This is a genomic window from Kocuria sp. KH4 (assembly GCF_053711175.1).
In genome coordinates, this window is the sequence record NZ_JBSJYX010000001.1 from 345,988 (window position 1) to 358,242 (window position 12,255).

Consider the following 12,255-nt stretch of genomic DNA (forward strand, 5'->3'; position numbering starts at 1 on the left):
CTGCCCCCGGCGAGACCGGGGGCAGGCTCCGTCGTCGTGGTGGCTCCCGCCCGTCAGCCCGTGCCGGGCAGGTCCAGCGAGAGCCACACGGCGAGCGCGAGGACGCCGATCAGCGCCGCCGTGGACGCGGCCGAGGACAGCCGCTGGTGCCGCAGCCGCCAGGGGACGAGCCGCGGCCAGCGGGCGGCGGCCTCTCCGGCCGTCAGGTGCGCCACGTGTGTGCGGGGTGCGCCCAGGGCCTCGGCGACTCCTTCGAGGGCACGTCCGTCCCACACGCCGCCGTCCAGGGCGAACACGCGGCGGCCCGCCCGGTCGGCGGCCCACAGGTGGGGCCGGCCGGCGCGCCGCGGGCTGTCGGCCGAGCGGTGCAGGGCCCCGACCGTGACCACGGAGTCGATCCGCGCGAGCGGCGTGGCGGCGAAGCCCACGGTGCGGGAGCGCAGGACGTGGCTGTCGGTCCGCACGACGAGCGCGGGGCGCAGCCGCAGCCAGCAGCTCAGGGCGGCCACCAGCACGAGGCCCAGCAGCACGACCGCCACGGCCGGACCCGGCCGGCGGGACCAGAGGAGCAGCAGGAGCACCGCGCCGGCGAGCATCGGGGCGAGGCAGGCGAGCAGGCGCCGGCCGTAGGAGCCGATGCGTGGGCGCAGCACGGCGCGGACGGGACCGTACTTCTCGGGGACCTGCCGGACGGCGTCGGCCATGGGAGTCAGCTCCAGACGGGGGACGAGGACGGGGAACGGGGACCGGAACGGGGGCAGCCGGTGGGAGCGGCGAGCGGGACGGGCCGCGGCACGCCAGCGTACCCGCCCGGGCCGGCCCGTGCGTGCCTGGGTGGCCGTGCGGCCCCGTGGCGGACGGGCGGGACGGGGATCGGTTAGCGTGAACGGATGGAGACCAACGCCCGCGTGCTCAAGGCCCTCGGGGCCTGGCTGTTCCTCGTGCTGCTCGGGATGGCGGCCGCCGCCGTCACCATCGCGCTGGTCAACAAGTACATGTACGGCCCCGAGACGGACGTCCGGGCCTACTTCGAGGACCTGCAGGACGGCGACGGCGGGCAGGCCCTGGGCCTGCTCAACGCCGCCGTGCCCGAGGCCAACGCCGCGATGCTCGACGGTGACCCGCTGGCGGCCTCGGCCGAGGAGCTCGAGGACCTCGAGGTGTCCACCGTGACGAACGACGGCCGGCGAGCCGTGGTGCGCGCCGACTACAGCCTCGGCGGCGAGCGGCACAGCTCCGAGTTCGGCCTGCACCCGGTGGACACGCAGTGGGGCTTCTTCACGGTCTGGGCCTTCGACGAGACCCCGCTGCCCACGCTGACGGTCCGGCTGCCGGGCGTGACCTCCGCGGACCTCAACGGCACGTCCGTGGCGCTGCCCGGCTCCACCGGGGAGTTCTCGGCGTTCTTCCCCGGGACCTACACGGCCTCCTACACCTCCGAGCTGGTGGAGGCCGATCCGGTGCGCACCACGCTGACCGCCCCGGGCCAGGAGGCGGAGATCGTCCTGGAGCCCCGGCCCACCGCGGCCCTCGAGGAGCAGGTGGACCGGCAGCTGAAGGAGCACCTCGACGGCTGCGCCGGGCAGAACACCCTCTTCCCGGCGAGCTGCCCGTTCTCCTACGAGTTCGACGGGCGGGTCCAGGGGGACGTGCGGTGGACGATCGAGTCCTATCCGGATCCGCGGATCGAGGTGGGCGCGCAGGGCGGCGGCTGGTCCCTGGAGCCGGCGCGGGGCACCGCACGGATCGAGTTCGACTCCCTGGACCTGTTCACCGGGGAGGTCGAGCGGCTCGAGCGGACGGTGCCGTTCGAGGTCGCGGCGGAGCTCGCCGTCGACGACTCGACCGTGCGGGTCACCCCGCGCGGCTGAGACCACCGGGCGGGCCGGCTCAGTTGACCCCGCGCAGGTCCAGGACGAGCTCGGTCTCGCCCTCCGGGTCGAGCACGAACGGGATCCCCCAGTCCTGCTGGTACAGGTGGCAGGCCGCGTGGTCGGGGATCTCCCCGCCGGGCTCGCCGTCGCAGGCCGCGGCGCGCGCGGTCAGGTGCAGGACGCCCTCGGTGACCCCGTCCGCGAGCACGAGCTCCCGGCGCAGGCCCTGGGCCGTGCCGGCGCCCTCCACGAGCGCCCCCTCCGGGGAGGACGAGATCTTCAGCTGGGTGGGGTCGCCCCACCGGTCGTCGAGCTTCTGTCCCGTCGGCGCCGCGAAGCGCACGTCGACCGCGAGCGTCCCCGGGGCCAGCCTCGTGCGGGCGCGCTGGGTCCGGGCGGCCCCCTCGTCCACGCGCTGGGCGGTGGCCGGGACCGGCACCCGGACCAGACGGTGCGCGTTGGCCTCGACGACCACGAGCAGCGGCTCCCCGCCCGAGACGTCGAGCAGCACGTCCGAGGGCTCTGCCAGACCGCGGGCCAGGGTGGCCACCTGCCCGGTGCGCGGGTCGTAGTGGCGCACGGCACCGTTGTAGGTGTCGGCCACCGCCACGGACCCGTCGGGCAACTGCGCTACCCCCAGGCAGTGCTGCAGCCGCGCCTGCCCGGCGTCGCCGTCGCGGAAGCCGAAGTCGAACAGTCCCTCGCCCACGGCGGTCTCGACCGTGACGGCGCCGTCGTCGTCGAAGCGGAGCACGCGCAGGGCCGAGGTCTCCGAGTCGGCGATCCACACGTTGCCGAGGTGGTCCTCCGCGAGCCCCGAGGACTGGGCGAACCACGCCTCGGCGGCGGGCCCGTCCTTGAGCCCCTCGTCGCCGGTGCCCGCGAGCACGGCGAGCTGCCCGCTGCGCGGGTCGAAGGAGAACAGCTGGTGGGTGCCGGCCATGGCCGCCAGCAGCAGGCCGGCCCGGGTGGACCACACCACGTCCCAGGGGGAGGACAGCGCCACGGTCAGCGGGTCCGCGCCCACGGGCACCGCGTTGGGCTCCGCGCCGCGGGCGCGCTCCTCGTCGAGGAGGCGCTGGACGCCGCTGCCGGCCACCGTGCGCACCGTCCCCGTGGCCAGCTCCACGCCGCGCAGCCGGTGGTTGACGGAGTCGGCGACGACGACGTCGTACCCGACGGCCGCGCGGACGTCCTCGGGCAGCAGGGTCAGCCCCTGGGGCTCGGTGAAGCGGGCCGTCGCCGCGTCCCCGTCCTCGTGGCCCTTCTCCCCGGAGCCGATCACGCGCTGGACGGTCCCGAGGTCGTTGCCGAGCTGGACGAGGCGGTGGTGTCCGGTGTCCGAGACGAGGAAGGAGCCGTCCGGCAGCGGGAGCACCTTGCCGGGGAAGCGGAGGTCGCCCTCGGGCGCGGGACGCGGGACGTAGGGGCCGTCTCCGCGGTGCAGGGTGCCCCGGGCCTCGTGCTCGGCCACGAGCTCCTCCACGAGGGAGACCAGGCCCTGGACGTGGCCCTCCCCGGACAGGTGCGCCACGATGTAGCCCTCGGGGTCCACCACCACGAGCGTCGGCCAGGCCCGGGCGGTGTAGGCGTCCCAGGTGGTGAGCTCGGGGTCGTCGAGCACCGGGTGGTGGACCTCGTAGCGGTCCACGGCCGCCGCGAGCGCCTCCGGATCGGCCTCGTGCTCGAACTTCGGGGAGTGCACCCCCACGGTGACGAGGACGTCGGGAAAGCGCTCCTCGAGGGGCCGCAGCTCGTCGAGCACGTGCAGGCAGTTGATGCAGCAGAAGGACCAGAAGTCCAGGATCACGACCTTGCCGCGCAGGGCGGCGAGGTCCAGGTCCTGGCCGCCGGTGTTGAGCCAGGCGCGGCCCTGCAACTCGGAGGCGCGGACGCGGGAGGTGAGGCGCATGGAGGAGGTGTCCTTTCGGGTGGGTGCGGTGGGGGCGGGGCTCAGCGGCGGGCGGCGCGGTCGTCGCGCTCCGCGAGCCGGGCCATCATGTCGTTGTAGGCCTTGAGCTCGGCGTCGTCGGTGCGGTCCGCCTGGCGGTCCACGCGGCGGTTCTCCTTGCTGCCCGCCAGCGCCCACAGCACGGCGACGACGACGGCGACGACGACGGTGGGGAACTCGCCGATGCCCCACATGAGGGCCCCGCCGAACTGCTGGTCCTCGATGGCCGAGCGGCCCCAGTCCCGCCCGGTGTTGCCGAACCAGGAGGCCTGCAGCAGGGTCTCGGAGCCCATCAGGGCCACCCCGACGAAGGCGTGGTAGACCATCGTGGCGAGCAGCACGACGAGACGCATCATGTACCCGGGGCGGTACGGGATCGGGTCGCTGCCGATGAGCACGAGCATGAACAGGTACCCCGTGATCAGGAAGTGCGTGACCATCAGGACGTGGCCCACGTGGTAGTGCAGGGTGAGGTGGAAGACCGGGGTGAAGTAGAAGACCACGATCGAGGCCGCGAAGTTCACGGCGGCGAAGACCGGGTGGGTCACGACCCGGCCGAACCCGGAGTGCACGAGGCGCAGGATCCACTCGCGCGGCCCGCGGGTGCCGTCCCGGCGGGGCTCCAGGGCCTTGAGCAGCAGGGAGACCGGCGAGCCCAGGACCAGGAAGATCGGCACCACCATGGTCAGCGCCATGTGCTCGACCATGTGCGCCGAGAACAGCACCCGGCCGTAGACGGCGACCCCGCCGGAGGTGACGTAGAACAGCGCGAGGAGGCCGGTGAGCCAGGACAGGGTGCGCAGCACCGACCAGGAGTCCCGGCGCCGGCGCACCCGCACGAACGCCCAGAGGTAGACGAGGGCGAGGAACAGGCACACGGCCAGCCACAGCCAGTCCACGCGCCAGGTGGTGAACCAGGAGGCCGCGGTGGGCGCCGGCGGCAGCTCGTACCAGGTGAGGATCAGCGCCGGGGAGGCGTCCGCGGCCAGCTCCTCGGGCACCGGCGGCGCCGTCCGGGACAGGGCCACCGCCACGCCCATGACGGCGCCCATGAGCAGCAGCTCCCCGAGCACCAGCTGCCACACGGCGCGGCGGGCCGTGAGCCGGCCGGCCTCCATCGCGGGCACCAGCCACCGGCGGTGGGCCAGCCCCGCACCGCCGAGGGCGAGCGTGAGAACGGCCTTGAGGAGCACCAGGCCCCCGTAGCCGCTCGTGAGCTGGTCCCAGGATCCGATCCGCACCGCGGCGTTGACGGTCCCGGAGAGGAACACCAGGAAGAAGGCGCCGAACGCCACTGCGGAGAAGCGGCGCAGCACCACGGCGGCGATCGGCGCCCGGTCCCGCGGGCCGGCCGCCGACCGGCCGCGGGCGGCGCCCTCCGGCAGGGTGCCGGTGCCGGCGTCCGGGGCGCTCAGCTGCGGCGAGAGCCAGGCCAGCACCACCAGGCCGCCGGTCCACAGGGACGCCCCCAGCAGGTGCAGGCCCAGGGAGTTGACGGCGCCCATGTGGTCGTTGCCGCCCGCGGAGTGGCCGTTGAGCGCCATCGCCACGAGCGCCGTGCAGGACAGGGCCAGGGTGAGCAGCAGCCCGAGCGGCGCCCGGATCCCGAACACGAGCGTGGTCACCACGGCCGCCGTCACGACGATCGCCGTCTGCGCCTGCCCCGTGGGGATGTCCGTGGCGTAGTGCAGCAGCTGCTGCGTGTAGGTGCCGTCCCCGCCCACGGGCACGCCCGCGACGTCGGAGTAGGACAGCACCAGCACGGCCAGGGCCGCCACGGTCCACACCGCGGCCGCGGCCTCGGCCAGGCGCAGCGTCGTCGTGAACAGCGGGTGCTCCGGTGCCGCGCCCCCGCCGTCCGTGCCCGTCCGGGTACGGCCGGCGCGCCGGGTGCCGGGCACGATCCCGACGGCGAACAGCAGCGCGCCGATCACGACGACCAGGGCGCTGTTGTGCACCAGCTCGGCGGCGGGCAGGCCCCAGCGCACCAGCGCCCCGGGATCGGCGGCCAACCGGGCGGCGCCCGACCCGGTCCAGGCCATCGCCACGACGAGCGCCGTGAGCGCCACGACGGGCACGGCCGCGAGCAGCCAGGGGTCCAGCCCGCGTCCGCCCGCCCGCGCGGAGGTGCCGTGGTCGGCGCGCTCGGCCGTCCTCGTGCTCATGGTGCGTCTCCTTGTTCCGCCTCCCCCGTCGGGGCGGCTCCATCCATTGTCCCCCGCAGCGCAAATCCGCCCGGGGCCAGGGCGCGGTCCCGGGACGCCGGCCGGGGTGCGGTCAGTCCCCGCGGCGCCGCCGCGAGACGACGCTCACGGCGCCGAGCACGGCCAGGGCGATCGCCGCTCCGGCCACGGCGACCAGCCAGAGCGGGGTGTCCCCGGTCGAGGCCTGGGCCGCGGCGTCCTCGGCCGGCTCCTCGGGGACCTCGGCGGTGGACGTGACGCCCGGAGACGGCTCCGAGCCGGCGCCGACCTCGTAGGCGAAGGTCCCCTCGATCGGGTGCCCGTCGCTGGAGACGACGCGCCAGACCACCTGGTAGGTCTGGTCCTCGGGGCCGGCGTCCGTCAGGGGCTGGACGATCCGGTTCCCCTCGGTCTCGAGCGGCCCGTCCGTCACGGAGCGGCCCTCGGAGTCGGTGACCTGCACCTGGTGGCCGATGTCCATCACCTGGCCGGAGAAGGTCAGCTCCAGCTCCTGCGGGGCGGTGGTGAGGGTGGTGCCGGGCTCCGGGCTGACGCCGGTGAGCTCGTCGTGGGCCGAGGCCGGCAGCGCGGTCAGGACGGTGAGGGCGCCCGCCGCCAGCAGGGCGGCGGCGCCTCGTGCGGTGCCTCGTTCGGTGGGTCGTGCAGCAGGTCGTGCGGTGGGTCGTGCGGTGCGCATGGGTGGTGTCTCCTCGAGGGGCCCGGGCAGGGCATCGGTCGGCCGTCGGTGTGTCCCGTCGGTGTGTCCCGTCGGGACGGGGCCGCCGGACCGGGGGCCGGCGGCGTGCACGGGCGCCGCGCGTCCCGCCGCGGCCCGGGTCCGGGGCCCCGCGGCACCGGCCGGGTCAGCCGACGGGCAGCGGGGCGGGTCCGGCCGGGAGCGGGAGCCGGCGCCGGGGCCGCGGCGGCCCGCGGTGGGAGCGGACGGGCCGCAGCAGGGACTGGTCGGTGAGGGCGTGCGGGCGCCCCGGCCGCACCGCGCGCGGCCGGCCGGCGACCACCGGGGAGGACAGGGACCGCCACAGGCTCCGCACGCGCAGCCGCAGGGCCTCCAGGAGGACCAGGACCGCGACCTCTCCGTGCCGCATGAGGGCGTAGCCGGCGAGCGCGGCCAGCACGTGGGCCGCCGGCATGACGGGCCCGCCGTGCCCCGGAGGGGATGCGGCCTGCAGGACGAGGGCGGCTCCGGTCCCGGCCGCGCCGTGGTGGGAGGCGTCCGTGACGGCGCCGACGGTGCCCGCGGCGGCGAACAGGGCGTGGAACAGGGACTGGCTGAGCAGCACGCTCAGCGCCAGCGCGGTCCGGGACAGCGCCCGGCCCGCCAGCGCCATGCACAGCGGTCCGGACAGGGCCAGGGACAGGAGCAGGAGCAGCGCCGGCGGGGGCTGACCGCCGGCGACGGTGTGGGAGGCCGCGGCCGCGGAGGTGGCCAGGCCCGCGCCCGCCCAGCCGCGGACGAGACGGCGTGCACGTGGGCTCACGCGCCCCCTCCCCTCGGCTCCCCGGCCGGTCGGCTCGGTGCTCCCATTATGCGCGGCGCCGCGAGAGCCGGGCCAGTTCGCGGCGGTGCCGGACCCGAGGAGCCCGGGCCCGCGAGGACCGGCCCCGCGCAGCGGGTGCCCGGCACGGCGAAGGGGCGGCCCCGGTGCGGGGCCGCCCCTTCGGACGAAGCCATGGAGAAGGTCCAGGACGGACCCGCGGGTGTCCCTACTTCTTGGACACGGCCGCCTTGAGCTTGGAACCAGCGGTCAGCTTGACGCCGTGGCCGGCCGGGATCTCGATGGTCTCACCGGTCTGCGGGTTGCGGCCCGTGCGCGCGGCGCGGTCGGTGCGCTCGACGGCCAGCCAGCCCGGGATGGTGATCTTCTCACCGGCGGAGACGGACTCCTCGAAGACCTGGAACAGCGCGTCCAGCACCCCGTTGACGGCGGCGTTGGTGGTGCCGGCCTTCTCGGCGACCTCGGCGACGAGTTCACTGCGGTTCTTAGCCATGTTCATGTCCTCCTGGACTTGGGGTCGTGGGGAAGCGCGGCGCCGGGAACCGGTCGCGCTCCTGCGTCAGAAATTACCAGCTGGACTTCGAGATGCCGGGCAGCTCGCCACGGTGGGCCATCTCGCGGAACCGGACGCGGGAGATGCCGAACTTCTGGATGGTGCCGCGGGGACGCCCGTCGATCTGGTCGCGGTTGCGCAGGCGGACCGGGGAGGCGTCGCGGGGCAGCTTCTGCAGGCCCAGGCGGGCGGCCTCGCGGGCCTCGTCGGTGGCGTTCTCGTCGACCAGGGTCTTCTTGAGCTCGGCACGCTTCGCGGCGTAGCGCTCGACGACGACCTTGCGCTGCTCGTTCTTGGCGATCTTGGACTTCTTGGCCATGGGTTCAGCGCTCCTCGCGGAAATCGACGTGCTTGCGGACGACCGGGTCGTACTTCTTGAGCACCATGCGGTCCGGGTCGTTGCGGCGGTTCTTGCGGGTCACGTAGGTGAAGCCGGTGCCGGCGGTGGACTTCAGCTTGATGATGGGACGAACGTCCTTGTCCTTGGCCATGCTAGATCTTCTCCCCACGTGCGATCATGTCGGTCACGACAGCGTCGATGCCGCGGGCGTCGATGACCTTGATGCCCTTGGCGCTGACGTTGAGCGTCACGCTGCGCCGCAGGGACGGCACCCAGTAACGCTTCTTCTGGATGTTCGGGTCGAACCGGCGCTTGGTACGGCGGTGCGAGTGCGAAATGCTGTGCCCAAAGCCCGGCTGAGCTCCGGTCACCTGGCAATGCGCTGCCATAGTGTTCTCCTCCAATGTTGACGAAATGACGGCACGCAGTGGGAGCCGCAGGATGATCACTCACCTGCGGCCGCGAGCGTCCCGTCACCTTCAGAATTGCCACCGTTCGCCAACCGGGCCCTCTCGTGAGACCCGCGGTCGGAACCGGCGAAGGCCTCGCCACGATGAAGACGGTGAAGATCAAGGTGCCGGACGGTGGACTCCACCACACGACAGCCTTGAAGTCTAGGCCCGTACGGACTTCCCCGCAACCTGACGTCAGGCGTGACCAGCTTCTGGCCAGTCTACCGGCTCCCCGGACCCCCGCAAACCGGCGGCGCCGCGGGGCGGGGGCCCGGCGGGGACCACGGCCCGCGGGAGCAGGGTCGTCCACTCGGGGTGGCGGGCGGCGACCGTGTCCCCGGAGGAGGTGCCGCGCAGGCGGCGCCCGATCCAGGGCAGCAGGTACTCCCGGGCCCAGTACAGGTCCTCCCTGAGCACGCCCGGGCTGGCGGTGACGGGCAGCTCGGCCGTGGGCGGCAGCGCCAGCGTGTGCGCGACGCCGAGCAGCTCGAGCATCCGGGCGGCCACGTAGGTGTGCCCGGCGGTGGACATGTGCAGCCGGTCCACCGCCCAGTAGCGCCAGTCCTGCAGCGTGCGCATCCGCCAGTAGTCGAGCACCCGGCACCCGTGCCGGTCGGCGATCTCGCGGACGTGCTCGTTGTACAGGGCCTGCCGGGGGCGGGTCCAGGACGTGGGTGCATCCCGGCCGGGGTCGAAGGCGGTGAACAGCACCACCGCGGCGCCGGACGAGCGCAGCCGGGCGACCGCCTGCTCGTAGACCGCCATGAGGGCGTCCACGTCCGCGCGCGGGCGGAGCATGTCGTTGCCGCCGGCGTAGAGGCTCACCAGGGTGGGCTCCAGGGCCAGGCACGCGTCCAGCTGCTCCTCGACGATCCCGCGCAGCAGCCGTCCGCGGACCGCGAGGTTCGCGTAGCGGGTCTCCGGGCGGGCTGCCGTCAGCTGCTCGGCCACGAGGTCCGCCCAGCCGCGCACGCCGTTGGGGCGGGCGGGGTCGGGGTCGCCCACGCCCTCGGTCATCGAGTCGCCCAGGGCCACGTAGCGGACGGGCCGGTCGGGCGGGACGAGGGCGGGGCGGGGCGCCGTGGGCTCCGTCATGCGGTGTGCTCCGTTCGGGGGTGCGGGGCGGCCGGGGCTCAGGGCGCCGTGCGGTCGGTGTGCTGCGGCTGCGCCGGCTCCCCCACGCCCTGGTAGCGCGGACGCGTGCCGAGGGCCTCGTTGATCGCGCGGACCAGGGAGCTCGCCCGCGCGTTCTCCGGCAGCGTCTCGATCAGGACGGGGTTGCCCGCCCCGTCGGCCAGGGGGATCCGCCAGTTGGGGTACTCGTCGCCGGTGCCGGGCTGGTTCTGCATCCGCCGCTCCCCGACCGCGTCCACGAGGGAGACGTTGAACAGCAGCGCCGGGGCCTGGCCCAGCCAGCGGTGCAGCGCCTCGACGCGGGCCTGCTCGCCCGTGGCCTCGCCCTCGGGCAGGAGCCCGTCCGCGGCCACGGCGGCGAAGAACGTGTCCAGCTGCTTCCGGGCCTCGGCACGCTCCTCCTCCACCGGGCGGGCCAGCAGGCCCAGCTCCTCGCGCACGTCCACCTGCACCCCCTGGAGGAAGCCCGCCGTGGGCGGGAAGTCGTGGGTGCTGACGGAGGCCATGCTCAGCTCCCGGTACCGCGCCGGCGGCAGGGGCTCGTCGCCGTCCGTCTCGAACCACAGGATCGAGGTCCCGAGCACGCCGCGCTCGGCGAGGTACTCCCGCACCCACGGCTCCAGGGTGCCCAGGTCCTCGCCGACCACCACGGCCCCGGCGAGCTCGGCCTCGAGCGCCAGGATGCCCACCATCGCCTCGTGATCGTAGTAGACGTAGGCGCCCTCGGAGGCCTCCTGGCCGTCCGGGATCCACCACAGCCGGAACAGGCCCAGGACGTGGTCCACCCGGATGCCGCCGGCGTGCCGGAAGATGGTGCGCAGCATGTCCCGCCAGGGCAGGTAGCCGGCCTCGGCGAGACGCTCGGGGTGCCACGGGGGCTGGGACCAGTCCTGGCCCTTCTGGTTGTACATGTCCGCGGGCGCGCCCACGCTGACGCCGGAGGCCAGCACGTCCTGCAGCGTCCACGCGTCGGCGCCCTGCTTGTGCACGCCCACCGCGAGGTCGTGGATCACGCCGATGTCCATCCCGGCCAGGTGGGCGGCGCGCTGGGCGGACTCGAGCTGCTCGTCGAGCAGCCACTGCATCCACACGTGGAAGTCGACCCGGTGGGACAGCCGGGTCCGCGCCTCGGCCGCGAACGGGGCATCGGGGGACGCGGCGACGTCGTCCCACTCGGGGGCGTCCTCGCCGAGCTCCTCCCGCAGCGCGCACCACAGGCCGAAGTCCTGCAGGCCCTGCCCGCCCTCGGCCACGAACCGGCGCAGCTGTTGCTGACGGTGCGGGGAGCGGCGGACCGTGAACAGCAGCTCGAGGCTCTTCAGCTTGGCCGCGTACGCCTTGTCCCGGTCGATGGTGCTGGTGTCGAGATTCTCGCGGCGCTGGATGGCGGCAAGGGTGTTCACCACCTCGAGGTCGGCCGGGCGCAGGTAGGCGTACTCGGGGACCTCGGCGATGCGCAGGTACAGGGGGTTGAAGAAGCGGCGGCTGGTGGGCAGGTACGGGGAGGGCTCCACGGGCGGGGCGGGCTCGGCGGCGTGCAGGGGGTTGACCAGCAGGTAGTCCGCGCCCTGCTCCCCGGAGACGGCCGCGAGGCTCGCCAGGTCGGAGAGGTCCCCCACGCCCCAGGAGCGTCCCGAGGTCACCGAGTAGATCTGCGCCATGTAGCCCCAGCGGCGCCGGCCGTGCAGCCGGTCCGTGGTGGAGAGCCGGCGCGGGGTCACCGCCAGCGGAGTGGTCACGGCCCGGCCGCCGTCGACGTCGGGGCACTCCGCCCGGACCTCGTACCAGCCCGGGCGGAGGGTCTCGGGGACCTCGAAGGTGACCTCCCCGGTGAGCACGCCGTCGACGTCCCGCGGGGAGCGCCGGCTGTCGGTCTGCGCGGCCGCGGCCCGCGTCCCGTCCTCCCCCACGAGGGCGACGTGCACGGCCGAGCCGTGCGGGACGTGGACCGCGAAGCGGGTGCGGGTGCCCTCGACGGCGACGACGACGGGCGGCAGCACCCGCCGCCACGGCGCCAGCTCCCGCCGGGCCAGGCAGGCCTCGACGGCGTCGTCGTCGCCGGCGTCGGCGCCCAGGGCGTCGAGGACGGCGCGCAGCGTGGCGGCCGGGACCTCCCGCTCCCGGCCGTCGAACCCGGAGTAGGTCGTGGAGACCCGGTACGCCTCGGCGAGCCGGTGCAGGGGGTCGGCGGTGCTGGTGGTGTCGGCCATGGGAACCACTCTAGCCAGAGCCCGCCCCGAGTCGCAGGCTG

The 12,255-nt window shown here is 74.6% G+C and carries 12 protein-coding genes; 1 reads left to right on the top strand and 11 read right to left on the bottom strand.

What is annotated here, in order from left to right:
- Positions 1–53: 53 nt before the first annotated feature.
- A complete protein-coding gene (locus ACWCOM_RS01675; RefSeq protein ID WP_454546996.1) occupies positions 54–704 on the bottom strand; it encodes a hypothetical protein in 651 nt (216 codons plus the stop codon).
- 186 nt (positions 705–890) lie between these two features.
- Between ACWCOM_RS01675 and ACWCOM_RS01680 the strand changes: the two genes are divergently transcribed.
- On the top strand, positions 891–1,871 hold the full coding sequence (locus ACWCOM_RS01680) for a hypothetical protein (protein WP_454546997.1): 981 nt from the start codon (positions 891–893) through the stop codon (positions 1,869–1,871).
- A 19-nt stretch (positions 1,872–1,890) separates the two neighbouring features.
- Here the strand turns inward: ACWCOM_RS01680 and ACWCOM_RS01685 are convergent, their stop codons facing one another.
- The 10 genes from ACWCOM_RS01685 to malQ form a co-directional block, all read right to left on the bottom strand.
- Positions 1,891–3,786 (bottom strand): NHL domain-containing thioredoxin family protein, encoded by a 1,896-nt coding sequence (locus ACWCOM_RS01685; RefSeq protein ID WP_454546998.1) that lies wholly within the window; start codon positions 3,784–3,786, stop codon positions 1,891–1,893.
- Between the two features lie 41 nt (positions 3,787–3,827).
- Positions 3,828–5,990: a cytochrome c oxidase assembly protein gene (locus tag ACWCOM_RS01690; protein WP_454546999.1), complete on the bottom strand. Its 2,163-nt coding sequence runs from the start codon at positions 5,988–5,990 to the stop codon at positions 3,828–3,830.
- 112 nt (positions 5,991–6,102) lie between these two features.
- The gene (locus tag ACWCOM_RS01695) at positions 6,103–6,705 is read right to left on the bottom strand and encodes a copper resistance CopC family protein (protein ID WP_454547000.1); all 603 of its coding nucleotides are present in this window, start codon (positions 6,703–6,705) and stop codon (positions 6,103–6,105) included.
- Between the two features lie 166 nt (positions 6,706–6,871).
- Complete coding sequence (locus tag ACWCOM_RS01700; protein ID WP_454547001.1) at positions 6,872–7,507, bottom strand: hypothetical protein; 636 nt, start codon at positions 7,505–7,507, stop codon at positions 6,872–6,874.
- A gap of 226 nt (positions 7,508–7,733) precedes the next feature.
- On the bottom strand, positions 7,734–8,018 hold the full coding sequence (locus tag ACWCOM_RS01705; RefSeq protein ID WP_047804493.1) for an HU family DNA-binding protein: 285 nt from the start codon (positions 8,016–8,018) through the stop codon (positions 7,734–7,736).
- A 73-nt stretch (positions 8,019–8,091) separates the two neighbouring features.
- Positions 8,092–8,397, bottom strand: coding sequence for a 30S ribosomal protein S14 (gene rpsN / locus ACWCOM_RS01710; RefSeq protein ID WP_047804469.1), 306 nt, complete (start codon positions 8,395–8,397; stop codon positions 8,092–8,094).
- Between the two features lie 4 nt (positions 8,398–8,401).
- Positions 8,402–8,569 (bottom strand): 50S ribosomal protein L33, encoded by a 168-nt coding sequence (gene rpmG / locus ACWCOM_RS01715; RefSeq protein ID WP_017832642.1) that lies wholly within the window; start codon positions 8,567–8,569, stop codon positions 8,402–8,404.
- Position 8,570: 1 nt separating this feature from the next.
- The gene (gene rpmB, locus ACWCOM_RS01720; RefSeq protein ID WP_047804470.1) at positions 8,571–8,807 is read right to left on the bottom strand and encodes a 50S ribosomal protein L28; all 237 of its coding nucleotides are present in this window, start codon (positions 8,805–8,807) and stop codon (positions 8,571–8,573) included.
- 258 nt (positions 8,808–9,065) lie between these two features.
- A complete protein-coding gene (locus tag ACWCOM_RS01725; protein ID WP_454547002.1) occupies positions 9,066–9,965 on the bottom strand; it encodes an SGNH/GDSL hydrolase family protein in 900 nt (299 codons plus the stop codon).
- Positions 9,966–10,003: 38 nt separating this feature from the next.
- On the bottom strand, positions 10,004–12,214 hold the full coding sequence (malQ, locus tag ACWCOM_RS01730) for a 4-alpha-glucanotransferase (RefSeq protein WP_454547003.1): 2,211 nt from the start codon (positions 12,212–12,214) through the stop codon (positions 10,004–10,006).
- Positions 12,215–12,255: the final 41 nt, after the last annotated feature.